This window comes from Nostoc sp. (assembly GCF_054880495.1).
Genome location: NZ_JBTYKD010000233.1, coordinates 56,142 through 79,156, shown reverse-complemented (window position 1 = coordinate 79,156; position 23,015 = coordinate 56,142). Strand labels below are relative to the sequence as shown.

Here is a 23,015-nt window from a genome sequence, read left to right as displayed (position 1 = left end):
TTAGGTAATAACTTTGTTTGCCAAAAGTCGTATTTTACAAAAAATAAATATTCTTATTAATTTTTAATAAAATAAAATAATATGTGTTTACTAAAGCCGAAACCTTAATTTTCTTCTTAGGGGCAATTCATGAATTGCCCCTACGTCTAGTTTTGCGTAAGTCTCATTCAAAAGTCGTGGGAGCATCTTGTTACCTGCTGGTAGTAGGTGCAAGATGTCGGCACTACTCTAGGTTTCCAAATGGACGAGGTTTAGATAGTTGTATCGCAACAATTTAGTTAAAGTAAAAACTAATTTTTTAGAGAATATTCTGTAAACTAAAATAATTAATATCTCAGCTTGATCAAACAAATCATATTTTATAATTTAGATTTTTTAGTAAATTTAGATAAAAACACCTATGTCTAATGATAGAGAGAAAAATTCTTCCAAGCGATTGATGGAAAATAAACACAATTATGTATTAATAAGGGTGACTATGAGCTATAAATGAGTGCATAATTGATTTTTGCTGAGGAGAAAAGCTAATGGTTGTAGGTGTACATAAACGCGGTGTCGGTGTATTTTCTAATCGTCGAGATGTTGAAAAGGCGCTCCATGAATTGAAAAACACTGGTTTTGACATGGACAGAGTGTCTGTGATTACGCAGGATGGAGACAAAGACGAGATTGCTGGTGCTGATGTGCGCGATCGCGTCGGTGATAAATCTGACGAAGGCGCGAAAGTCGGAGCAGCCACAGGCGGTGCTTTGGGCGGATTAACTGGTTTGTTAGTCGGTCTTGGGACTTTGGCAATTCCTGGAATCGGACCAATTATGTTAGCTGGAGCCGCAGCAACTACCCTCGCAACCACCCTCGCAGGCGCAGGTATTGGTGCAGTAGCTGGTAGTTTGCTTGGTGCATTAGTTGGTTTAGGAATTCCCGAAGAACGAGCCAGAGTTTACGACGAACGGGTAAAGCGAGGACACTATTTAGTGATCGTAGATGGCACAGATACAGAAATCGCTACAGCAGAAGCAATTTTACATCGTCAGGGTGTGGAAGAGTTTGGGATTTACGACAACCCAGATGCTAGAAATACAACCACTGATTATGTGACTCCAACTCCTACTGGCGCTAATTATGCCGCTAATTATGTAGCTCCAACTCCTACTGCCACTGATTATATAACTCCAACTCCTACTGCCACTGATTATGCCGCTCCAACTCCGCCTGTGGGTCGTAGTGGTGTTGCTAGACGGGCAATTGGGGTCTTTTCTCATCGTCGAGATGCAGAAGCAGCACTTACAGAATTACAAGATGCGGGTTTTCCTTTAAATACAGTCTCGATCATTGCCAAAGATACAAACGGTCAAGGGATCGCTGGTGTAGATGTAGATAGAAAGGTCGGTACAGGTAATAAAGCAGATGATGGCGTAAAAACTGGAGCAGCTACAGGCGGTGTTCTAGGCGGCTTGACTGGCTTATTAGTTGGTCTTGGGACTTTAGCGATTCCTGGAGTCGGGCCAGTGATTGCAGGTGGTGCAATAGCAACAGCTTTGGCGACAACAGCCGCCGGCGGTGCGATCGGTGCAGCAGCTGGGGGTATTGTTGGCGGACTCGCTGGCTTGGGAATTCCTGAAGACAGGGCGCAAGTTTATAGCGATCGCTTCACCAAAGGCGACTACTTAGTTATTATCGATGGTAGCGAAGCTGAAATTCGCCAAGCGGAAGCGATTCTCAAACGTCGGGGTATTGAAGAATTTGCAATCTATGATGCCAATGATTTAGGCACAAATCGCCCAGGTTTGGACAGAGTAACAGAGCGCAACACACCAATTACTAATAGCGATCGCACAAATTACTCAACAGCGACTCATTCCGACGATCCTGCCGTAGTTATTATTGACCGTCGTGATGAAATACTCTAACCTAAGGTAGTTGTCACTCAGACTAATTCCACAAAATTGTAGGAGCAAGAATTTGCAAAGTTTGCTCCTAAGTAAAAAACTTGCTTCTCACTTCTGCCGTAAATATCAACAAATTTCACTTTTCGATTCCGAATTAAACATATGCAAAAGCTAACCCCCTTTTTAATTAGCTGCCTTTTGGTTTTTGGTGTTGCTGCTTGTGATAACGCTTCTAAAACAAGTGAATCTGCACCCAATAATACTAATGATGCTCCCGCAACACCAAGCGCAAAAACAACAGAAGCTTCTCAACAAGACGCACAAAGTGAAGTTCGCAGAAGACAACTAAACGCGGATATTAAGGCCCGCGAACAGCGCAATAACGCCACTGGTGGCGATACAACAAGAGCTAAAGGTGATTTATCAAGTGAAGTTCGCTCCAAGTTAGAGGCTAATATACCTAAGAGTGTACTAACAGTTGCTGCCGCAGAGGGTGGGGTTGTGACTGTAGCAGGAACTGTCACCAATCAGCAGCAGTTGGCTAAAATTGAACCTTTAGCTAAACAAATTAAAGGTGTCAAAAGTGTAGTTGTGAAAGCAACTGTTGCCGCACCCACAAAATAAGGCAGCTAACAACAAATCCAAGTGAGTAGGTAGGCAGAAATAAATTCAGATCCTCCTGCTCAATCTTATTGGTCAGTTATACTTATTACTGACCAGTAAGAATTGACAACTGATGACCTTAATAATTATATTTATTGATGCTCAGTTCAGTTATTGAATCTTTTTGTAATCAGCGAAAATCAAAACTATGGGAACCGAACAACAGCAAGATAAATCCATCAATGCTTCCTTATCACAAGGTAGGCTAGCACTTGAAGGTACAGATACTGAAAACTTGCCAAGGTTGTCACCAGCACGTGAACCGGAATCTCAATGGCAGCAAATTAGCAGACAAGTTACTCAATTTTTGGAGCAACTGCCCCAATACTTAAGTAACTTTTTTAAGGATTACAAGCAGCCTCTAATAACCGTTGCTTTAATTTTGACGGCGATTATTTCAGTTAAGGTAGTATTTGCAGTACTGGATGCAATCACTCATATTCCACTACTATCACCGCTCTTTGAGTTAATTGGAATTGGTTACGCCAGTTGGTTTATTTTCCGTTATCTACTCAAGGCTTCTAATCGGCAAGAATTAGCCGATGAAATTCAATTTCTGAAAAACCAATTTCTGGGCGAATAAATTTCTAACCCATTAAACCTCTTGCAAAAGTCCCCTAACACCCCACCCGCAGGCGGGGAGGGGTTCTTTTTTTGATTTATGCAAGAAGTCTATTAAAGTAGTGTGTAAACCTTCAAAACCCTTGTTTTACCCAAGAAGCCTAAATTCTCAGTATTTAACCGGACTTAAGATTAGCCTTTTGGATACATCAAAAGATAGAAATTATAACATTATATTTAAATTTTAATCACCTCTCTAGATAGTCACTCGGAGATGAATAAAAGCGTAATCTAGTTTTTGAAGTTATAAGAATGCTGCTTGAAAACACTTGAAGATGTGTCCGACCTAAGGTCGATACATCTGTACTTTAGACAAGGGATGAAAAGGGCAAAAAGCCTTTAGGCTTAAGTCAATTTTGTGATTGAACATGGTAGAATACTCGGATCAGTATAAGATTAAAAAACCTACCCCCGCGCTGGGGGGAAGTCATGCCCGAAACAACCTTGAGGAGATATGACTACGCACTTTTTGGTGCAAACGTGGTCAGCCTGGGAACCTGAGAAATCAGGATATCAAAACAGTGATGTTTTAAGAATCTCCGTCTTTTTAGAGCGGAAAGTGTCAATTAATACATTCTTTAACGAGGACATAATTTATGACTAATGAAGGAGTTAACAAAGGTATAGATTCATCCGATCGAGCTGAATCCGATACATACGATCGCGGCATTATCCCAGCTGAAACAGCTGCTCGAATCGAAAGAGAAGGAAATCTGTACAAAACACTTCCCACAGAAGAAAGGGAGGCAGATGCACCTACGGATGACCAAACCGATCCAGATAGTATACGCACCACTGACGGTTATACTGTGGACAAAGAAGGTTTGTTGAACAACTATGCTGTTGAACCGGAAATGTACTACGAAGAACCGGGTGATGCACGTAAACAAGCAGCAGAAGATACCGCCCAACGTGTTGAAGAACTCGGAGAAGTTAATCAGGACGAGGAAGGCAAGTTGACCGAAAAGGGTGACAAACGCGGTAGAGGCCCAGGAATAATTTAATTCACAAGTATGCTTTTGCTGGGTGCAATTACACGTCAGAAGGCGGAATAACTGGTTTGTAGAGACGCAATCATTGCGTCTTTACTTATATGGATAAATAATATTATGTCCGGCTAATCACTTATGATTCAAAACTCTCAGCTCCCCGCATCCGTTTACAGCAGTTTTCATTTATTTGAATCACATATATTGTAGGGGCACAAAAAAAGCTCATTGGTGTCAACTTAACGTAGAAGTTAGGCAAGGCATGCTTTCGAGGTTTCACCCTCACAAGAACAGCCCCTCTCCCAAAATTGGGAGAGGGGAGCAAATTCTCTAGTTCCCCGAATCCCAACTTGGGATTCGGGGTTAGGGGATGAGGGCAAAACGCCTTCTCAAAGCAGATTTTTTCTGAAGTTGACACCAATGAGCTTTTTCTGTGCCCCTACCGCGTGGTCTATTTACCCATTCCTTAAATGATCAACGGCTCAAGTTCACTATTATGCCATTGTCGCTGATGCCATTCGGCAACCAAAGGACGCACAATAAACTTAGGCTGTCGATCGCCTTTAACATCAATACGTAAACCTGAATAAGGTCGTCGCTTCTGAAAACCTTGACCGTTGCGACCAATGAAGAGATGCGATCGCGCCACTAATCTATTTTCATTCCCAAAAGTCTCCATCAAATCTGCTCCCTCAATTCGCTGGCGTCGCAAACTAAACCCGCTACCGCCACAAACTATCCAATGGATATGAGAATCAGCGTGTCCTGTATCCATTGTTTCCAGGTGTTCTAAGCAGTGGGCGTGACCGTTTAATACCAAATCAACCAAAGGACGCCCTTGAGTTAGGGAACCTATTTCTTTAGCTACCGCATCCAGCACACCACGGAGGCGATCGCGAATGATCAGAGTTTGTGCTTGTTCCCACTTTGTCGCCTCAGTTACATAGGGAGGATGATGGAAATAAATCACCCTTCCCCGAACTTCAGAATTATTCCAAGATTCAATTAATTTTTGTTTGAGCCAGTCTAGTTGTTCAGTATCAGTCAGCGTTATTTTATTAGTCGCTAGTTGCTTCTCAATATCAACAATAATTTCTTCAATTTGTGACAGCTTGGCGTGAAAGTCGTCTAATTGGTCGGCTTCAGTAGGGTTATCGGGACGAAGCTTGGCTGAAGTTTCAATAATTTCCAGCTTTTCTTGCTCTAAATCTTCACGGCGTTTTTCTAAGACTTTGCGATCGGCGTCACCTTTTTTTGTTTTAGGTAGGGGCGGTGGATCGTTAAATGTATTAGAGTCCAAGGCAAAGAAATCAATACCACCATAGCGAAAAGTGTAGTAACGATTGGGAAGGCGGGTGAAGTGCCCAGGTTGATAGCAAAGACAACTACCTGTATCTGTCTTGGCTGTGTAATATTTCTCTAAGTGGCTGGCTAACTCTCCGGGAAGCTGAAAGGCCTTAAGATAGTCCAAAAACGCCCGTGCGTAGGCGTCACCGGTTCCTGAGCCATGCAAGCCCACATCTAAGTCTATCCGCGATCGCAACAGGCCACGAATGGGTAATGTTGTTAAGGACGCCAAGCTCAATAAAATCGGCAAGTTATAGTAATCGTGATTTCCCGGTACAGGTAAAATGGGCAGCTTAAAAATCATCTGGTTATATGCAATCTCTCTAGGATGCTCTCCGCCCAAGATAAACTCTCGGTAAGGCTCGATGAAGTTTTGCTGGTAGTATTCACTCGACCCCACTAAATAGATCACATCTCCGGTATGCAGCATAAAGCGGCATTCCTTGTGATGAGGCAGCATGAGTTCAGCCACCTGTCGCTGAGGATTGTGTCCCCGATGCTTGCCGGAACCACTATCACCTACAACTAAAAATGAGAACTCCGAATTGTCTGTTTGACCATCCTCCAACACCAGCCGAGTTTGGTCGATGTTCCGTTCTACAATTAACGGATCTTGCCACCGCACTCGCTGATTCATTTTACGAATTTTGTTAGCGATCGCTGGATCAGATACAAGTTTCAATGCAAGCTACTCCTAAATCTTCAATTGAAGGACAGCAAGGTTGCAGCAAGTCTTTCCCCTCTGCCCCAATACTTCTCTACCAGAGGCTGCGCCAACGGCTTCTGTACCAGACGCTACGCGAACGCTCAGTACAAGTGCCCAATACTTCTCTACGAGAGGCTGCGCCAACGACAACGCTACTTCTCTACGAGAGGCTGCGCCAACGACGTCGCTCAGTACAAGTCAGTACAAGTGCCCCATGCCCTCATTCTTCTACTGTATCTTTCATCTCAATAGTTAGATTAGGGAGTCCCTCTAGTTTTTCCGTTGGCTCAACTTCTTCTACTAATGGCACAAAAATTTTCAAGCCTGCTGGTACACACTTAATTTCTATTGGTGTTGTGCCAACTATTTCACCATCTAAAACAACCTTTTGTGGTGGGTTAGTTGTAATTTTAAATTGTTTAGCTCGTAAAAACCCAATATCATCCCGTTCTACAGCGTTACCTGTAGAAGCCGTTTGAAATAGATGAAATGTCGCTGCGATCGCTCCTGCCTTGTTAGCTGGAGCTACAATCGTTAAATCTAGTAACCCATCATCATAAATCAGACCTGCTGGCCCTTGAGCCAAGACGGAAGTAGGAGGCGCGGCATTTGCTACTGTTACTGCACAGGCACTAGTTTTAATTATTTTGTCTTCAGTTTCAATTTCAACATCAAAAATTTTTAAGCTTCGCAGTTGTTGAATTCCTGCCAAAACATAGGCCATCATCCCAAAGCGATTCTTCGCATCTCGGTCTGCCAATTCTACAGTTTCAGCTTCAAAACCTATACCTGCTAAGAGTACCATTGGCCGGTCGTTGCAATAGGCTACGTCTACACTGCGGGTTCCTCCTTCTAAAATTGTCTCACATGCACCTGCGATCGTGTCAGGAATTCCTAAAGCTGTGGCAAAAGCGTTTGCTGTTCCTCGAGAAATGATCCCAAATGGAATCTCAGTACTCACTACAGCCGCCGCCGCCGCCGAGAGGGTGCCATCTCCCCCCGAAGCAATGATTGCATCTACCCCCCTCGCTACTGCTGCATGGGCCAGTTCGTCAGCGTCGATTTCTTCAGTTGTGAGATAAATATCTAGGTCAATATCTGGCTCTAATATTGCCCGAATTTCTGCTAGTTCTAAGTCTGGATCTCCTTGACCCGCAACTGGATTGAAGATGAGGCAGGCGGAACGATTCATAAAATATAAAAGCTAAACTTAGGTTACTAAAATACTAAATTCTTTATAGCATTCTTGTAAAATTTCAACTTCCCTCTTGCGGCTAGGTTGCCGGAATGCATTAACCACTAATAGTACAAGAAGGAAGTCGGCAATCACAAATCAACACATGTAATAAATATAAAGTTAAACTAGGGTGTGTTAGCTCTGATCTGAGTTCTACGCTAAGTGACATACTCCTACCATACTCTCATTTTAGTCAGTGTGGGGCTTCTGCTATTTTAGCTAAAATCTCAAATTCCTATACTTAAACAATAAAAGTTTTGCCATGCATCAATTATTACTAGTTTTGGCAAGTATGCTAACTCTCAGCAGCTTAGATACTCCCACGATGACAATAGCAGGTACAACGCCTGATTTAGCCGAGATGCGCTTAGTTCAAAAGCTCAATTGCAATAATCCTCAAACTCAAACAGCAATTAATGAATGCACGAAGTTATCTTATCAGAATGCAGATAAAAAACTGAATCGAGTTTATCAACAATTGCTATCGACCTTAGAAAGCTCTAGAAAACAGAAATTGATTGCCGCACAGGTAATATGGATCAAGTTTCGAGATACCAATTGTGAGTTTGAAAGAAGCAGAAATGAAGGAGGAAGTATTGCCCCGACGATTTATTTTGCTTGTCTGGCAAATACCACAAAACTGCGTACCCAACAATTACAGGAATATCTCAAATCCGACCCTTAATTTTTTTTTATATCTAGCGATTTCTATGCTTGCATTACAATATTCTAAAAGCTGCTTATAGACTGGCTTTTACGTTAAGTTGACACCAATGAGCATTGCTGTGCCCCTATCGCGTGGTCTATTTACCTGAAAATAGCTGTAAGGAATAAGAATTAAATAACATCCAATTTATGTCCTATGTCCTTGGCTTACCTCACCCTCAATCCCTCTCCTTATAAAGGAGAGGGAAGCTAGAGACAGGATGAAGTTTTCCATTTTATTTAATCTACGTTCCTAAGCATTTCTTCCTTATCTGCAAGACGCTGCACGAATGCGTCCTTTGCGTCCAACTCTTGGAGACGCTGCGCGTTCATGTAGTGTCTCCAAGAGTTGGCGGTTCGTTATAGGACTTACGCATGAGTTACGGAATAACGAACCGCAGAGGCACAGAGAAGCCAGTGTGTTGCGGTGAATCCAGCGCTGTAGGCGGGTTTCCCGCCGTAGGCGACTGGTGTTAACGTAGCGGTAGCGACGTAGGAGCGTCACCCGAAGAGGGGTTCCCCCCGTTGTAGCAACTGGCGCGGCACGGATAAATCAGAGTTTGAGAGATATTTTGCGTAAGTCCTACGTTAAAAAAATTGACTTTGACAAAGAGTTAAGCCTTAACCCAAGCGTATTGTTTTATAACCTTGAAGTAAGAAAAGGGAAAGTGATTCAAAATTATCCCCTTCCCTTTCTTAATAGCTACTTTCTTTCTGGATGCACTGTATCTTCTGGTGAAGGAGTACCCATCTGGTTAATTGTGGCAATCATTTGATACAAGCGTCCCAAGTCGCGTTGATTGAAGCACAAAATCAGCCGGGGTAGTCCAACAGTTTCATCTTGTGCTTCTTGAGGTAATGACTGACTTTTTTCAATCCGTCCTTGAATAATAATGTCGCTGAAATCAACATTGAGTTGCTCTACAAGAGCATCTGATATATCTGTCTTTAGACGGATGATTAACTTATCGCTTACATATCGACAGGAGTGATAAACCTGGTAAAAACGGGTGATAGCGTCGCAAGCCACATCTAAGTTGTCTGTCACCGTATAAAGGCTGGGGTCTTCAGGACTGACAAGACCATTTTGCACTAATTGTTTATCAATATATTCGCTCCAAGACCGCCAGTAATCACCACCAGGGCGATCGATTAAAACTAGAGGTACTGGGCCAAATTTACCATTCTGGGTTAATGTCATACATTCAAAAGCTTCATCTTGAGTGCCAAAACCTCCCGGAAACAAGGCTACAGCATCACTTTCTTTAAGGAGAAATAGCTTACGGGTAAAGAAATATTTGAAGTGAATTAGCTTGGGATCACCCTCTATAAAGGGGTTTGCTTGCTGTTCAAAGGGTAACTGAATGTTTAATCCAAAGGAATTTTCTCGCCCAGCACCTTCGTGACCCGCCTGCATGATTCCACTGCCACCGCCGGTCATCACCATAAATCCTAATTGAGAAACAGCGCGAGCAAACTCAAGCGCCATTTGGTACTCTGGTGTATCTGTAGCGAGACGAGCAGAACCGAAGATAGTGACTTTGCGAACGTGTCGATAATCATAAAAAAGCTGGAAACCGCGCTCCATATCTGCTAATGCAGCCGACAATATTTTCCAATCGAGACGCTCAATTTCAGTATGAGCTAGACGAACAATAGTAGCAAGTGCTTGCTGAATAAATTGCCGATTTTTTAATGTTGGTAAACGAACGATCAATTCAGCGATATCCGCCTGTAAAGACTCTAATGTGTCAAACGACGCAGATGAGGTCATGAGAACTGCTGCAACAATGGCATTATATTTTACGTGAACAACTCACACTCTCGCAAGCGGGATATACCCCTCTGATGTAGAGTTAGCGCACTCAAAACTGGTTTTGAGGTAGTATTGCTCATTAGTCAAGCTGAGATCCTCATCTTTTGAGATTGCAACTCGCAATTTGGTTTTCACAAAAATACTTAACTCAAGTGTATTGCTTCATACGGGACTTTCAGTTAAACAAGCTAGCTGTGTGCGGCTAACAAACTAATAAAAAAAGTTTTTTGCTGCTTGTCAACTAGCTATCAATAGATTGACAAACCTATTTTTGTCATAGTATTTATAATAATGTGCGTAATTTCACATATCTATAAATAGAGTGAATATCTGACTCATAAATTGACAACTAACTCTGCATCTGGCTTCATTAATTGATTATTTATTCCGATTCTCTATACGAAACTTTTTTAATAAAAAAAAAATGACCAATTTATTTACTAAATTATCAGTTGTAACTGCTAGTGTAACTTTCACTTTAGCTATGATAAAAGCTGATCCCGCGCAAGCTTTCACATTTAGATTCAACATTGACCCAACTGCAAGTTTTATTTCTTCATATACATCCAGCCCTGATAGCGTACCTTTTTCTTTAGGTTCTTCAGTACCTGTTATGCCAAATTATTAGTTAAACATCAAAATTTGGCTTAAAAAATAGGGTTAAAAGCCAAAATTATTGCTAAAATCCTAAAATGTTAGCAAATAATGCTAATTATGTTGATAAATAAGGCTTTCAGGGTTTTATCAAAGGAGTTTAGCATAGTAAGTACTGAAGAGCCTTTCTTTAAAAGATTTGGAAATTAATCGAGGTGACACAATAAAACTGGATCAGTTTGGAAGTTTTTCACCATTTGGTGATCCCACTGATGAATACTATGGTTCAATGTGGGCTGTTTTCAGCACTAACAATAACCTGCTACCTAGTAGTGGTGAGTATGATGGCGCTACAACTGACAGAGTTCCGGGTGCTATTAATGCTACTCTTCCAAATGGCTGCCTACCAGCTCAATGTTTAGATAATAGTATTTTTTATATTTCACGCGGCGGAGCTTTTAGTAGTGTCATTGTACAAGTTCCAACCAACGCCCAATATCTGTTTATTGGCGCTGCCGACAGCGTATTTGCTGATAATGTAGACTCAAATCGAGACTTTGCTGTAAGTATCAGTTCTGTTACGCCCGCCACTGTTCCTGAACCCGCTTTTACATTGGGTTCACTAGTATTCGGTGCTTACAGCATTGGTTTACGATTCTTACGCAACCGCCAAAAGGCGCGTAACATTTAAGCATTTGGTGTTCGCAACTTGGCTTTTTCCTTTTCCCTGATCTCAATTCAGTCCCAGTTCTTCTTTCAACGCCGGAGGCACATTAACTGCTGTCTCTAATCCGCGCACATCTTCCCACTGCTGCTTTTTACCCCAGGTCATTTTTTCCATATTCGCATCGCTGAGGTCAGCACCACCCAGAATGGCATAGCTGAGATTGCTGTGACTGAGATCGGCACCATTGAGGATAGCACCACTGAGGTTACTGCCACTGAGGTTAGCACTGTTAAGGTTGGCATAGCTGAGGTCTGTGCCGAACAGGATAGCGTCGGTGATGTCGGCACCACTGAGGTCGGCTTCGCTGAGAATCACCCCACTCAGGTCGGCTTCGTTGAGAATTACGCGACTCAAGTCTACGCCGCTAAGGTCGGCACCTAAAAACATTGCGCCGTTAAGTCTGGCATTGTTAAGCTTGGCACCGTTAAGCTTGGCGTAACTGAGGTCTGCGGCGATCAGGATGGCATCACTAAGGTTGGTACTGAAAAGAATTGTGTCACTGAGGTTAGTACCGTTGAGAATGGCGTGCCTCAAATCAGCACCACTGAGGTCGGCACGGCAGAGGTCGGCATGGTTAAGGCTGACGCTGCTAAGGTTGGCTTCACTCAGATTCGCACCGAAAAGGATGGCGTTACTCAGGTCAGCATGGCTAAGGTTGGTGCTGCTGAGGTCAGCATGGCTAAGGTTAGCACCGCTAAGGTTGGCGTGGTTGAGGTTGGCACTGCTAAGGTCGGCGCGGTTGAGGTCGGCGCGGCTAAGGTTTGCACAGCTAAGGTTAGTACCGCTAAGGTTGGTGCTGCTGAGGTCGGCACCATTGAGATTAGCACCGCTAAGGTTGGCACCGCTAAGGTTGGCATCGCCGAGGTTGGTACCGTTAAGGTTGGCATTGCTGAAGTTTACGCCGGTTAAGTTGGCATCACCGAGGTAAGCACGGCTGAGATCGGCACCGCTAAAGTCTGCCCCGGTGAGGTTGGCATCACCCAGGTAAGCACCCCGAAAGTTGCCGCCTTTGAGGAATTGCCCAACTATATTGCTAAAGTTACCAATTTCCAGGGCATCGCTATAGTTGATGATCCGCAGCAGTTGGGATGTGAAAAAATTATCTGTGTCCGGTTGAGAAGATGGATAGAAGGTGATTTTTTGTTTGAGTTCATCCCGCTCTTGGGCGTAGCGGTGTAACTCTAAGAGTAAAATCATTACGTTCAGCCCTGTATATATGTCTACCTGTCTCAGCCCGATCGCAATATTTTGTACCGCTAGCTTTAATCTTGTTTTCTGAGGTAGGTTCTCATCTGGTTTGGCATCGATAAATTCTCCCTGACACCAGCGACGATAAAAATCTTCTAGCCGCCAGAAAAGCAGTTCTGGGTAAATTTTTTTATTAGTTACAACCAATTCCATTAGTTGGTTGACTATTTCTGGTTTCAGCGCCCCATTACCCAGTAAATCGTAAATCTCTTGATGCATCTGGCGATCGCACATTCTAAAATAAAACTCAGAGGGTAGAGTCTCCAATGTGCGATCGCCCATCTTAGAAGTTAAACCACTCCTTGATATTGTCCATTTTTCTAAGTTTTCTTGCAGTCTTTGAAACCAGAAATCTGACTGCAAATTGTCTTGAGCAAATTTAACGCTTTTGTCTGCTTCTTTAATACTTTTTCCGAGAGGTAAAACTGCTTCGTTTTCTGGCGATGTGGTCTTTGGCATATCTTGCAACCTTGTACCCCTCACATAATTTCTCAGCAGCAGCCAGACTTGAGATAAATATGTTGACATTTCTGTGTCTGTTGTTACATTTTAATGAGTGTTTTGATCATCCCGAATTAAAAATTTTTCTCTGCTAGTTTGCTTCTCACTGCCAAAAATTAATAGTATCAATAAATACTACACGAAAAATATCATCCGTTGGCAATGTCTACGATAGGCATTCCTGGAGGGCGACTTATCACTAACTTGTAGTAGCTGCAAGCTTCTTCTGGTGATATAAATAAAGTGTTAGCTTAAAAATGCTTTCTAAAATCAAGTAATTTTCTGGTTTTGCCTAATTTGTTATAGTTTTTTACCCAGAAATTTACTAGTCTGATGTAAGAATAATACTTGCTGTTTGTTGTAGAAGCAATTGTTAGGAAAAATCTGACAGTAAAATAGCCTATTAACAATTCAAAATTCCAAATTTGTCTGGGAAAGTTCTGTTCGCCCTTGACGTTGGCAAAGCCATCGGATAGCGAGTCCGCGTACCCCGACAATACAAGCAAGCTACGCGCAGCTTCTGGTAGAGAAGAGAGTTTCAGACGAGGATTTAAACCCCGGCTGAAACTACGTGTTGACGTTGCAGGTCTGAAACCCTTTAATTTTCGATAAAGGTGAAAAATGGCAACTAAAATTGAAGTCTAAAGTTTGCTGTTTATTATAAAGCAGCTAAGAGAATCGGCAAAAAGTAGGCTATATAGCTTTGCAAAAGTTAAAAATTAACTCCGGAATAGTTATCGGGTATACATAGAATGAACAACAGATTAACCTTTTATATAATTTTGTTACATAGTTTGTTATTAGGAATAACAACGGCTACCGCTAAGTCATCGTCTGTTAACATAGTTGCTCCAAATTTGTCAGTCAATCATCATACTGTCAAGGCTGTAGAAGCCTTGCTTATAGCCAGAAGTGGAGAGAAATCCAATAGTCAGTTAACGACAGAAACTTCTTCAACTGAAATCTCCGGTTTATCGCTAAAGGATATGAAGATTCCCCAGAAACAGAGGCTACCGTCAGGGCAAGTTTGGGTAATTAATCAAAATAAACAGGCACAGCCTCAACCGTTTATTTGGCTAGTAAAAGACCTTAAAAAAGCAGGACAACCATTTTTGCAAGTTGCAAACCCGCCAGAAAAACCGAATTCAAAGCCTAATTCTACTGCTAAACCACCAGCAAAGGAAGATTTACAGCCGTTTGATGAAGTAATCAAAGATACCCAAAAGTTAGGGGGATTGTTCACCCTTTATCGCCATAAAGAAAAGAAGAAAATTTATCTAGAAATTAAGCCAGAGCAACTTAATAAAAATTATCTAGCTACAACAACCTTGGAATCGGGCATTGGCGAACGGGGTATTTACAGTGGTATGCCTTTGCAAGATTTTTTGTTTTATTTCCAACGGGTGGATAATAAATTAAACTTTGTGATTCGCAATGTGAATTTTCGCACTCGTGAGGGAGATCCGCAGGTGCGATCGCTAGCCCGGTCTTTTAGTGATTCTGTTCTCTACACTATTTCTATTAAAAGCATTCATCCAAAACGTAAAACTATTCTCATCGACTTAGGCGATTTGTTACTGACAGACTTAGCTGGATTATCTGTAAGTTTAGGAGTACCAGGAAGCACAGACCAGTCCTATTTTGGTACTGCTAAAGCTTTTCCCCAAAACTTAGAAATTGAATCAGTTTTGAATTTCTCTGGTGGCGTTGGACACAAGAGTGAAATACCAAGCTTTGCGTCGCTACCTGACAACCGTGGCTTTACCCTGCGCGTCCACTACAGCCTCTCCCAACTACCCGATCAAGATTATCGACCGCGCCTTGCTGACGATCGCATCGGCTATTTCATCACCGCTTACCAAGATTTATCCAAAGACGATGGCGGTGATTCTTTTGTCCGCTACATCAATCGCTGGCATTTGGAAAAACAAGACCCAAAAGCAGTAATTTCCCGTCCCAAAAAACCGATTGTTTTCTGGATTGATAACGCTGTACCCTTAGAGTACCGCGATCCAATGAAAGAAGGCGTCCTGATGTGGAACAAAGCCTTTTTGAAAGCCGGATTTAAAGATGCAATTGAAGTCCGCCAAATGCCTGATAATGCCACATGGGACCCATCAGATATTCGTTACAACACGATTCGCTGGATTAACACAGTCGATGGTTATTTTGCAATGGGGCCATCCCGCGTTAACCCATTGACTGGGGAAATTTTGGATGCAGACATTCTCGTAGATGCCAGCTTTGTGCGGCTACTTAAGAATGATTATCGCCGAATCGTCCAACCTAGCCAAACACAAAATCGCACTACTTTATCAGCTTTGATGCAAAATCGTCTACTTTGCGCCAATGGTTTAGATCCGAAAAACAATGGTGTCCCTCAGCAGATGCAAGACCAACAGGGGTTGTTGAGTCGTTTATCAAAAATGGCAGGGGAGTACGATTTATGCTATGGAATGGAAGCTGCTAACCAGTTTGCCTTTGGTTCACTGGCGATGTCACTGCTGCCTGATAACATGGCGACTCCAGACCAGGTGAAAGAATATATCAATCAATATTTACGTTTAATTATCGCTCACGAAGTTGGACATACTCTTGGTTTACGTCATAACTTCCGTGGTAGTACACTGCTACCACCACGGGAGATGAATAATACGGAAATTACCAAAACTAAAGGTCTGACAACTTCCGTTATGGACTACATTCCCCCAAATATCGCCCCTCAAGGTACAAAGCAGGGAGATTATTTTCCCAGCATGGTGGGGCCTTATGATGAATGGGCGATTAAGTACGGTTATATGCCAATTCAGACATCAACCCCCATAGCGGAAAAGCCAATTTTGGAGAAAATTGCTGCACAATCCTACAAGCCAGAGTTGAGTTATTCCACAGATGAAGATGTGTATGACCTTGACCCCACAGCCAATGCTTGGGATAACAGCAGCAATGTGCTGCTTTATTCTCAGTGGCAGTTAAATAATTCGCGGGTGATGTGGGAACGTCTGGATCAGCGTTACCCACTGGCTGGTGATAGTTATACTGATGTGAGCGAACGTTTTGGCACAGTATTGGATAACTATTTCCAGCAAATATATTACACTACAAAATACATCGGGGGACAGTCTTTCTATCGCATTCACCCTAGCGAGATCCCTGCTGATAACCTCTCTGGAATCCCTCAACACCGATTACCATTTGAACCTGTACCAGTTGAACAACAACGCCAAGCTTTAGAGACGTTGCAAAAGTATGTGTTTGCAGAGGATGCCCTGAGTTTTTCACCAGAACTACTGAATAAATTAGCACCTTCGCGTTGGCGACATTGGGGTAGTTCTCCCCAAGTTGGCCGTTTAGATTATCCAATTCATGATTTGGTGCTACTCATTCAGGGTTCTGTGTTGCGGGATTTACTCTCAGGCGATCGCCTCTCTCGTCTCAAGGATATTGAACTCAAAACTCAGGAGGGAAAAGCACTGACTCTGCCAGAATTATTTGACACTTTGCAGTCAGATATCTGGACAGAAGTAATCAAACCAAAAGGTAAATCAATCAAAATTTCCAGTTTACGGCGAGGCTTGCAAGGGGAATATCTAAAGATTTTGACGGCTATGGTGTTACGGAAAGAATCTGTTCCAGAAGATGCTCGCACTCTGGCTTGGTATAAACTTAAACAGCTTGATGAGAAACTCAAGCAAGTTAATTCCGAGGATGAATATACCAAAGCGCATTTACTAGAAACACGCGATCGCATTGAGAAAGTCTTAAATGCGCCGTTGCAAGGGAATTAAACCACCTCTGTGGGTTAAAACTTTTGATTTTCTCTTAATCCACGGAGGTGGACTACCCTTCTCCTGACGGAGATGCTACGCGAACGGGTTCTCCAAAGGAGTACGTTTGTATAGGAATCATATTTGATTTCTGAAAAAATCTCCGTAGTCTTGTAGTGGAGTGTCTACGGCTAAAATGTTGCAAAACAAATTGTCGGTTGGGGAGCCACTGCGTTGCGCGGGTTTCCCGCGTTGTAGCAAGTGGCGTTGGAGGCTTTGCCAAAGCCAACATCCTGATATATGTTGGGTTGCGCTCCGCTCCACCCAACCTACCTAAGTAGTTAGGCACAATTAAACCAAACTACGTAAACTTATGTAAAGCACCAGAAACGCTTCAAATATAGGCTTTTAAGCGATTTACATTTCTTAATCTAGTTGTGTTTTTTAGCGCCCACCTACTTACGTCTAATGCACTATTTTAGCTTAGAGGGTCCACTACGTGCATTTCAAAAATCAAATACTAGTCCTATATAGCCGCGATTTCTAATCGCCAGGACTAGGTGCAAGATGTGAGTCGTCCTCCGTTCTGAGTGCAAGCGCTGTTTTGACCACTGTCAACTACTCTCGATCAACCCAGTATTGTGGTTTACGCTTGTGATGTGCGACTGCCAAAATACGAATCTGATCGTCTTCTAGAATGCGATACAACAAAGAATATGGAAACTTGGGCAAAATCAGGCGGCGAAGGGAGCCTCGAACTTTTGAACCAGCTTCGGGATATCTGATGAGGAAGTTTACTGCGTGTTCTATTTCTCCAAGATACTCCAGCCCAAGTCCGGGTCTTTGCTCTTCGTAATAGCCTACAGCATCAATTAATTCTTGCTCTGCTAAGGGATGAAATATAACGTTTTTCATTGCAGAAACGCACGAATTTGCTGAAAAACTTTTTCGGCAGAAATACCGCTTAATTTACCGCTATCCATTTCTTGATCGCGCAGTTCAGCTTCCTCAGCCCAGATAGATGCAACTTCTTGATCAATTTCGCCACTTTTGCCCAAATGTTCAAGGAGTCTAGCCAGTAGTGCCGCTTGAGAGTCTTTTGGAAGTGCCAGAACTTCAGCTTCAAGGTTTTCAAGTGTCATGACTATTTAAGAGTTTTCTAGCGAAGTACTCCTATCATACTTTAGGTGTCTCACCGTTCAGTAGAATGTCCTGCTCTCAAATCTTGTAACGCTTTCGCTTTCTGTGTTCGTAACTCCTGGAAAAATTGCTATATTATCCAGTACAGTCAAATCAATCTGATAGTTTATGATGTGGAAACGGAGGAAATTATCCGATGGCAGATTTAGATCATTCGTGAGAGGTTAAAGTAATTGCACATTTGTCAAGAGGGTGCAGGAAAAGGAGATAAATCCAGCTTGGAGACTGGCAATCGTTTGGCTTTGACACTCCTAAATCTTGATTTTCAGGAGCAGCAAAGTACTTAATGGGGTCATCTGCTTTTCCTTTGTCGTAAGCGACACTAAAATGATACAAACCACGAAAGATCATCTCTAAAGAAATGCGGTCAAATGGTAGAGACAATTCATCAGGAACAGCGTCTGCTAAGTCAACTAAGACAGCATAAAATAACCAAGTTGCCCACACCTGTAACTTGACACCATTAATAGAACCAGTCCACAAATAAGATAAACCTAATAAACGTTTAACCGTGTAAAAAGCCTCTTCAATTCGCCATCTTCGACGGTATAAGTCTGCCACTACATAGGGAGGTAAAACTTGTGGGTCAAGGACAGAAATAATATAAGAATAATTAGTCTTACCAACCTTGATTCCGATTAAACGTAAAGTAAGAACTGGCGCGCCACGACGAACAGTACCAAGTTGAATTAATCGGTCTCGGAGGCGGCCGTTGATCGTCATGGACCGCCCCGGGTTTCACACTCAACTATCGAGCAATAGGTCCAGGCCTGCGCCAAGCGTTTTGTCGAGGGCGGAGGCGAGCCGGTCCATGCCGGCCTGGTTGGGATGGTAGGGCACGGGGCCCGGCCAGCACGGGGTGGCGGGCGGGTGGTAACCTGCGACGAAGGGCTGGGCGGAGCAGGCGTCATGGTCGGAACCGATCATGGAGGAGCGCACCACCGGCGTGCCCGTCTCTTGCGCTACGCCGCCAATGACGTGCGTCAGGCGTGAGTAGATCGTCTGCATCCGCCGGAGGTCGGCTAGGCTGAGGGGAACGGCCGCGCAGCCTGGCACCCCCGATCCCGGCAGGACGGGCAGGTAGCCGATCATCACTAGGCGCGCCTTGGGCGCGCGCCGATGCACCTCGGCAACGACTCGGCGCAGTGAGCCGGGCAACGCTTGGAAGTGCTGATCCACCTCCGCATCGGATACGACCTTGCAGTTCGCCCCGCCCGTGTGGCGGCAGGTGTAGCCAAGGAGGTTGCCGACATAGTTGACGTCGTTACCGCCGACCGTGACGGTGACCAGGCGGGTGTCGGCATCCACCGCGTCGATCTGGGGGCGGAAGCCGTCCTGCGAGCGTTGCAGGATGTCGGCCGTGGTCGCGCCGGAACAGCCGACATCCACGAGGTTCAGGCCGCGTCGCGCCGCCAGCAGATGCGCGTAGTTGGAGAGCGATCGATCGCACCCGCGGCTTTGCCCATCGCGTCTACCGACCCCGGGTCCGGCGGCGTAGGAGCTACCCATCGACACGTACTTGAGCGGACGGGTGCCGCCGGACCCCGCTGCAAGACTAGGCGCGCGGAAGGGCTGCGCGGCGACGGTACCGACGGCCAGCGACAACGCAGCACCGATGCCGACCGCGGTTCTTCCTGGTGTACGCATGAGCTTCTGACGGGGCATTGGTGACAGGTTAAGGTTATGATGCATTTCTCAATCTACCTATAGCACGAAAATTTTATCAAGAACCGCGATAGAAAACATTGTTTTTGGGTTAGCGATCACCTAATTTTTGTGTTCGCCATTTATTTTGGTGCGAAAACCTCAGTACAAAGCTTAGTTTGATATCTGATTTATTCCTAAATTTTCAGCGTAAATTCTAATTGACAAAAGCAATGTTATCGTCAGTGAATAAATCCGCAGAAATACCGCGTAATTTTGTAGCTTTTGTATAAAAGGAGGCAGCAGATCATAAAATCTACCTCTGCTACCTCTGCTTTCTCCTAACTACTCAACGCCTTTAAAAACCGTTGCAAACTCTTAAACACACTGGGCTTTTTCTGTGGTGTCGCGTCTGTTGTTGTTTGCGGTTGTCTTTTTAAAAGGATCAGATCCAAATCATCACCCGATGGTTTTGTGGGTAATTCGGCAATTCTTTGATATTCGCCACCGGTTTCCAGCCAAACTTCCCACTGTCCTGGGTAACAGCGACATAAAGCACTTTCATCATCTATGGGGCGCAGGTAATAACAGGATTCAATGGTACTGATGAAACGCCGACGGGTTTCCCTAGCTGTATAACCAATGCCTACAGTTCCAGAATCTTCTAGGCGGGGATTTAACAAGACTACAGGGCGATCGCCTATTTCTTCACATAACTTTTCCAATTGCACTACTTCTACGGAAGTGGGGGCAATGAATAAGAAAATTTCATCCTCTGGCTGAATTTTTGTCTGCAAGGAAGCAGCCCTACCTGTGCCGATATCCAAAACTTGAAATGGTGCATCTGCCCAATTGCGGCGGGCTAAGGCCGCAGCCCCAGCGTCAGCAAAGAAAATCTTCAAACGGGAATCGTATTCTGTAAACACGGGCAGAAATTGTTCCGCTACCGGCATAAACTTGAGTTCTGGGAACAGGAACTCAACTTGTAGGCGAGTGCAACCATCTGCAAGGGCAGCTTGGACGGCTACACGAGATTGGGCGATCGCATCTTCAAGACTATTGGGTAGTTCACTCATAGTTTATATTTCACTCTAGCATTACTTCCATTGTTTCAGTATTAGCTCTGATTTTGGCCTTGCTAAATTTGAATATGAATAATTTGATCTTGATATGGCAACCTTAAAAAAGAAGTATTTATATCAAGATCTTTCATGAAACCTGTTTTGCGTAAAGGTCAACTAACAACATGGAAGGATGACAAGGGTTTTGGCTTTATTCGCTCCAGTGATGGCAGTCAAGACGTTTTTCTTCATATCACTGCACTCAAAGAGACAAATCATCGTCCACAACTTGGTGATGTGATTTGCTATCAGCTAACGGTTGGTAAAGACGGAAGAATTCATGCTTGCAACGCCTTCATTGAGGGAGTTGTATCCGAACCTATGCCGATAACCTCATCTTTGGCAATAGAGAAAGAAACATTCAAGCCTAAAGCTAAATATTCTTTAATGTTCGAGGTATTGCTGTTATCTTTATTACCAACTTTAGGAGCAATACATTTTGCATTGACGACTTTCAACCCAATTTTTTTGATTCTCTATCCTGTGATGAGTTTTATTACCTTTGCACTGTATGCGGATGATAAATCTCGTGCAAAGCAGGGGCGTTGGAGAATACCAGAAAAGAAATTACATTTGTGTGAATTGATGGGTGGATGGTTGGGGGGATTCATCGCTCAACGAAGATTACGTCACAAAAGTAGGAAGGTTTCATACCAAGTTGTATTTTGGGTAATAGTAGCTATTCATCTGATATTTTGGTTGGATTGGCTTTTCTTTGGGAAAAGACTGGTAGACCTATTTATTAGCATTGTTTCTAGAGGATAGCAGAGAAAATAAGCAAAACAAACTGCTCTGTCGAGATTCCCTAACTACTTGCCCATTTTTCGATCTGCTGTTGAAGTTGGGGAGGAAATCTCAATTGAAGAAGTGCGATGCCTGCGGCGGGCGGAGCCATCGCATCAAAGACACACTCAAAATTTTACCTGTTGGTAAAAAACTCGTTTAAGGCTTTCAGCGACAGTGAAATAGAGCGCCGATCAGATAAAACCTAGATATTTTGATACGCGATAGCCAAGCCAAATCCCCACAAGGCCACCAATAACGCCCAAGAGGATCGAGGTGAACGATAGCAAACTTCCACCCCACAATGCAGGGATGTAGCTGCCAATCGTAGAGCCAAGAAACATCCCAATTCCAATGATGGTTTTACTCATTCCAGAAAAGCCTTAATCAAAAGTAATGAAAATAAGTCATGCTTGAACTCCTTTATGACTCAAAATATTACCTTTTGGGAAAAGACTTGTTTAACCCTTTCGGCAGCATTGGTGATTAGATGTATGAATCTTATTGTAGAAACGCAAAATCATTGTGGTAAAAGCGTAAACGCCACGGACACTTGCCTCTGCTGTTCACAGATGCTTTTGCTAGCTTGCTTAAGAGTAGGGGTACAACTGAGGAAAGCTCAGCAACGCAATGTCATGACACATAGCCTATTCACAACTACTCAACCCAGTTTTCTAATAGGAGCGTAGGAATACGAGAAAACTCTCGCACATTATTGGTGACGAGGGTAACTCCTAAACTCAGCGCATGAGAAGCAATGAGCATATCCATTGCACCAATAATAAGTCCTTTACTTTCGAGATCGCTTCTGATGCTGCCGTAAATTGTCGCAGATGCTTGATTAAATTCGACAATTTCTAGAGGTAGCAGAAATTGCATCAGGGCGATGCGGTTTTTCTCTTGCTGTTGGCTTTTAGCAACTCCGTATTCGAGTTCGGCAACGGTGATGGAGGAGATACCCACATCAGAAATGCTAAGGGTTTGGAATTTATCCAATACTTTTTGGGGTTTTTGCTTGATGAGGTAAATGCAGATGTTGGTATCAAGCAGGTATCGCATTTAAAAACTTTCTCTAGTGTTAATAACTGGCTGATCTCTAGAATTCATGAAGTCATCAGAGAAATTGTCTAGACTCTCGATGAGGGATTGCCAGGGGTTATCTTTGGCAATCAGGACAATGGCGTTACCAATTTTTTTGATGTAAACTTCAGTCCCAGTAAGTTGAAATTCTTCGGGCAAAGTAACGATTTGGTGAGTGCCATCAGTGGTGAGTTTAGCAGTGTTCATGATGTTTTTATCCTTTTTATAAGAGTGGCAATCGTACCAAGTAGATGATCAGAATTAATTCAAAGATAGTTTAAGAAACCATTCATATTTTCGATCCATGAATTGATCGCAATTTTCCCTGAGCTAATCTCTTTTGCTTCAATTATATCGTGAGGATATTTAGGCTTTGA

Annotated in this window: 22 protein-coding genes and 1 pseudogene; 10 read left to right on the top strand and 13 right to left on the bottom strand. The window is 43.3% G+C overall.

The window, feature by feature from the left end:
• Nucleotides 1-527 precede the first annotated feature (527 nt).
• The 4 genes from ACYTXL_RS22205 (at nt 528) to ACYTXL_RS22190 (ending at nt 4,177) form a co-directional block, all read left to right on the top strand.
• On the top strand, nt 528-1,910 hold the full coding sequence (locus ACYTXL_RS22205; protein ID WP_461926615.1) for a histidine kinase: 1,383 nt from the start codon (nt 528-530) through the stop codon (nt 1,908-1,910).
• A 141-nt stretch (nt 1,911-2,051) separates the two neighbouring features.
• Complete coding sequence (locus tag ACYTXL_RS22200) at nt 2,052-2,513, top strand: BON domain-containing protein (RefSeq protein WP_461926614.1); 462 nt, start codon at nt 2,052-2,054, stop codon at nt 2,511-2,513.
• A gap of 187 nt (nt 2,514-2,700) precedes the next feature.
• Nucleotides 2,701-3,135, top strand: coding sequence for a CAAD domain-containing protein (locus ACYTXL_RS22195; RefSeq protein WP_461926613.1), 435 nt, complete (start codon nt 2,701-2,703; stop codon nt 3,133-3,135).
• Nucleotides 3,136-3,769: 634 nt separating this feature from the next.
• Complete coding sequence (locus tag ACYTXL_RS22190) at nt 3,770-4,177, top strand: hypothetical protein (RefSeq protein WP_461926612.1); 408 nt, start codon at nt 3,770-3,772, stop codon at nt 4,175-4,177.
• Nucleotides 4,178-4,628: 451 nt separating this feature from the next.
• Here the strand turns inward: ACYTXL_RS22190 and ACYTXL_RS22185 are convergent, their stop codons facing one another.
• A complete protein-coding gene (locus tag ACYTXL_RS22185; protein ID WP_461926611.1) occupies nt 4,629-6,191 on the bottom strand; it encodes a metallophosphoesterase family protein in 1,563 nt (520 codons plus the stop codon).
• Nucleotides 6,192-6,231: 40 nt separating this feature from the next.
• On the opposite strand from ACYTXL_RS22185, the gene ACYTXL_RS22180 reads away from it, so the two are divergent.
• Complete coding sequence (locus ACYTXL_RS22180; protein ID WP_461926610.1) at nt 6,232-6,471, top strand: hypothetical protein; 240 nt, start codon at nt 6,232-6,234, stop codon at nt 6,469-6,471.
• Here ACYTXL_RS22180 and ACYTXL_RS22175 read toward each other — a convergent pair.
• A complete protein-coding gene (locus ACYTXL_RS22175) occupies nt 6,436-7,407 on the bottom strand; it encodes a YegS/Rv2252/BmrU family lipid kinase (protein WP_461926609.1) in 972 nt (323 codons plus the stop codon). The genes ACYTXL_RS22180 and ACYTXL_RS22175 overlap by 36 nt on opposite strands.
• 307 nt (nt 7,408-7,714) lie before the next feature.
• On the opposite strand from ACYTXL_RS22175, the gene ACYTXL_RS22170 reads away from it, so the two are divergent.
• On the top strand, nt 7,715-8,137 hold the full coding sequence (locus ACYTXL_RS22170) for a lysozyme inhibitor LprI family protein (protein WP_461926608.1): 423 nt from the start codon (nt 7,715-7,717) through the stop codon (nt 8,135-8,137).
• Between the two features lie 288 nt (nt 8,138-8,425).
• On the opposite strand, the gene ACYTXL_RS22165 is transcribed toward ACYTXL_RS22170, so the two are convergent.
• Nucleotides 8,426-8,662 (bottom strand): hypothetical protein, encoded by a 237-nt coding sequence (locus ACYTXL_RS22165; protein ID WP_461926607.1) that lies wholly within the window; start codon nt 8,660-8,662, stop codon nt 8,426-8,428.
• Nucleotides 8,663-8,860: 198 nt separating this feature from the next.
• Nucleotides 8,861-9,931 carry an LOG family protein gene (locus ACYTXL_RS22160; protein ID WP_461926606.1) on the bottom strand — a complete coding sequence of 357 codons (1,071 nt, stop codon included), beginning with the start codon at nt 9,929-9,931 and terminating at the stop codon, nt 8,861-8,863.
• Nucleotides 9,932-10,397: 466 nt separating this feature from the next.
• Here ACYTXL_RS22160 and ACYTXL_RS22155 point away from each other — a divergent pair, with 466 nt between their 5' ends.
• Together ACYTXL_RS22155 and ACYTXL_RS22150 are read left to right on the top strand one after the other, a co-directional pair.
• Entirely contained in the window at nt 10,398-10,601 is a 204-nt protein-coding gene (locus tag ACYTXL_RS22155) for a hypothetical protein (RefSeq protein WP_461926605.1), read from the top strand.
• A gap of 165 nt (nt 10,602-10,766) precedes the next feature.
• Nucleotides 10,767-11,258, top strand: coding sequence for a hypothetical protein (locus ACYTXL_RS22150; RefSeq protein ID WP_461926604.1), 492 nt, complete (start codon nt 10,767-10,769; stop codon nt 11,256-11,258).
• A 42-nt stretch (nt 11,259-11,300) separates the two neighbouring features.
• Here ACYTXL_RS22150 and ACYTXL_RS22145 read toward each other — a convergent pair whose 3' ends face one another.
• Entirely contained in the window at nt 11,301-13,070 is a 1,770-nt protein-coding gene (locus tag ACYTXL_RS22145; protein ID WP_461926603.1) for a pentapeptide repeat-containing protein, read from the bottom strand.
• 725 nt (nt 13,071-13,795) lie between these two features.
• Between ACYTXL_RS22145 and ACYTXL_RS22140 the strand changes: the two genes are divergently transcribed.
• Nucleotides 13,796-16,831, top strand: coding sequence for a zinc-dependent metalloprotease (locus tag ACYTXL_RS22140; RefSeq protein ID WP_461926602.1), 3,036 nt, complete (start codon nt 13,796-13,798; stop codon nt 16,829-16,831).
• A gap of 597 nt (nt 16,832-17,428) precedes the next feature.
• On the opposite strand, the gene ACYTXL_RS22135 is transcribed toward ACYTXL_RS22140, so the two are convergent.
• The 5 genes and pseudogenes from ACYTXL_RS22135 to ACYTXL_RS22115 all read right to left on the bottom strand — a co-directional run bounded on the left by ACYTXL_RS22135 (nt 17,429) and on the right by ACYTXL_RS22115 (nt 20,730).
• Nucleotides 17,429-17,725, bottom strand: coding sequence for a type II toxin-antitoxin system RelE/ParE family toxin (locus ACYTXL_RS22135; RefSeq protein ID WP_461926601.1), 297 nt, complete (start codon nt 17,723-17,725; stop codon nt 17,429-17,431).
• A complete protein-coding gene (locus ACYTXL_RS22130; RefSeq protein ID WP_461926600.1) occupies nt 17,722-17,952 on the bottom strand; it encodes an addiction module protein in 231 nt (76 codons plus the stop codon). Before ACYTXL_RS22130 ends, ACYTXL_RS22135 begins: the two co-directional genes overlap by 4 nt.
• 254 nt (nt 17,953-18,206) lie before the next feature.
• Nucleotides 18,207-18,715, bottom strand: a pseudogene (locus ACYTXL_RS22125) (transposase); the annotation flags it as partial.
• A 39-nt stretch (nt 18,716-18,754) separates the two neighbouring features.
• On the bottom strand, nt 18,755-19,675 hold the full coding sequence (locus ACYTXL_RS22120; RefSeq protein ID WP_461926599.1) for an SGNH/GDSL hydrolase family protein: 921 nt from the start codon (nt 19,673-19,675) through the stop codon (nt 18,755-18,757).
• Nucleotides 19,676-19,995: 320 nt separating this feature from the next.
• The gene (locus ACYTXL_RS22115; RefSeq protein ID WP_461926598.1) at nt 19,996-20,730 is read right to left on the bottom strand and encodes a DUF1995 family protein; all 735 of its coding nucleotides are present in this window, start codon (nt 20,728-20,730) and stop codon (nt 19,996-19,998) included.
• Nucleotides 20,731-20,865: 135 nt separating this feature from the next.
• Between ACYTXL_RS22115 and ACYTXL_RS22110 the strand changes: the two genes are divergently transcribed.
• Complete coding sequence (locus tag ACYTXL_RS22110) at nt 20,866-21,540, top strand: DUF1294 domain-containing protein (RefSeq protein WP_461926597.1); 675 nt, start codon at nt 20,866-20,868, stop codon at nt 21,538-21,540.
• 212 nt (nt 21,541-21,752) lie between these two features.
• Here ACYTXL_RS22110 and ACYTXL_RS22105 read toward each other — a convergent pair whose 3' ends face one another.
• The 3 genes from ACYTXL_RS22105 to ACYTXL_RS22095 all read right to left on the bottom strand — a co-directional run bounded on the left by ACYTXL_RS22105 (nt 21,753) and on the right by ACYTXL_RS22095 (nt 22,845).
• Nucleotides 21,753-21,929 (bottom strand): hypothetical protein, encoded by a 177-nt coding sequence (locus ACYTXL_RS22105; RefSeq protein ID WP_292798231.1) that lies wholly within the window; start codon nt 21,927-21,929, stop codon nt 21,753-21,755.
• A 286-nt stretch (nt 21,930-22,215) separates the two neighbouring features.
• On the bottom strand, nt 22,216-22,617 hold the full coding sequence (gene vapC, locus ACYTXL_RS22100; protein WP_461926596.1) for a type II toxin-antitoxin system tRNA(fMet)-specific endonuclease VapC: 402 nt from the start codon (nt 22,615-22,617) through the stop codon (nt 22,216-22,218).
• Nucleotides 22,618-22,845, bottom strand: coding sequence for an antitoxin (locus ACYTXL_RS22095; protein WP_461926595.1), 228 nt, complete (start codon nt 22,843-22,845; stop codon nt 22,618-22,620).
• Nucleotides 22,846-23,015: the final 170 nt, after the last annotated feature.

Excerpts from the sequence above, each read along its gene's own strand:
- ACYTXL_RS22170 (WP_461926608.1), top strand. The coding sequence starts at position 7,715 with ATGCATCAATTATTACTAGTTTTGGCAAGTATGCTAACTCTCAGCAGC.
- ACYTXL_RS22205 (WP_461926615.1), top strand. The coding sequence starts at position 528 with ATGGTTGTAGGTGTACATAAACGCGGTGTCGGTGTATTTTCTAATCGT.
- ACYTXL_RS22160 (WP_461926606.1), bottom strand. The coding sequence starts at position 9,931 with ATGACCTCATCTGCGTCGTTTGACACATTAGAGTCTTTACAGGCGGAT.
- vapC (WP_461926596.1), bottom strand. The coding sequence starts at position 22,617 with ATGCGATACCTGCTTGATACCAACATCTGCATTTACCTCATCAAGCAA.
- ACYTXL_RS22200 (WP_461926614.1), top strand. The coding sequence starts at position 2,052 with ATGCAAAAGCTAACCCCCTTTTTAATTAGCTGCCTTTTGGTTTTTGGT.
- ACYTXL_RS22105 (WP_292798231.1), bottom strand. The coding sequence starts at position 21,929 with ATGAGTAAAACCATCATTGGAATTGGGATGTTTCTTGGCTCTACGATT.
- ACYTXL_RS22145 (WP_461926603.1), bottom strand. The coding sequence starts at position 13,070 with ATGTCAACATATTTATCTCAAGTCTGGCTGCTGCTGAGAAATTATGTG.
- ACYTXL_RS22190 (WP_461926612.1), top strand. The coding sequence starts at position 3,770 with ATGACTAATGAAGGAGTTAACAAAGGTATAGATTCATCCGATCGAGCT.
- ACYTXL_RS22155 (WP_461926605.1), top strand. The coding sequence starts at position 10,398 with ATGACCAATTTATTTACTAAATTATCAGTTGTAACTGCTAGTGTAACT.
- ACYTXL_RS22095 (WP_461926595.1), bottom strand. The coding sequence starts at position 22,845 with ATGAACACTGCTAAACTCACCACTGATGGCACTCACCAAATCGTTACT.
- ACYTXL_RS22120 (WP_461926599.1), bottom strand. The coding sequence starts at position 19,675 with ATGCCCCGTCAGAAGCTCATGCGTACACCAGGAAGAACCGCGGTCGGC.
- ACYTXL_RS22130 (WP_461926600.1), bottom strand. The coding sequence starts at position 17,952 with ATGACACTTGAAAACCTTGAAGCTGAAGTTCTGGCACTTCCAAAAGAC.
- ACYTXL_RS22115 (WP_461926598.1), bottom strand. The coding sequence starts at position 20,730 with ATGAGTGAACTACCCAATAGTCTTGAAGATGCGATCGCCCAATCTCGT.
- ACYTXL_RS22135 (WP_461926601.1), bottom strand. The coding sequence starts at position 17,725 with ATGAAAAACGTTATATTTCATCCCTTAGCAGAGCAAGAATTAATTGAT.
- ACYTXL_RS22140 (WP_461926602.1), top strand. The coding sequence starts at position 13,796 with ATGAACAACAGATTAACCTTTTATATAATTTTGTTACATAGTTTGTTA.
- ACYTXL_RS22175 (WP_461926609.1), bottom strand. The coding sequence starts at position 7,407 with ATGAATCGTTCCGCCTGCCTCATCTTCAATCCAGTTGCGGGTCAAGGA.
- ACYTXL_RS22110 (WP_461926597.1), top strand. The coding sequence starts at position 20,866 with ATGAAACCTGTTTTGCGTAAAGGTCAACTAACAACATGGAAGGATGAC.
- ACYTXL_RS22195 (WP_461926613.1), top strand. The coding sequence starts at position 2,701 with ATGGGAACCGAACAACAGCAAGATAAATCCATCAATGCTTCCTTATCA.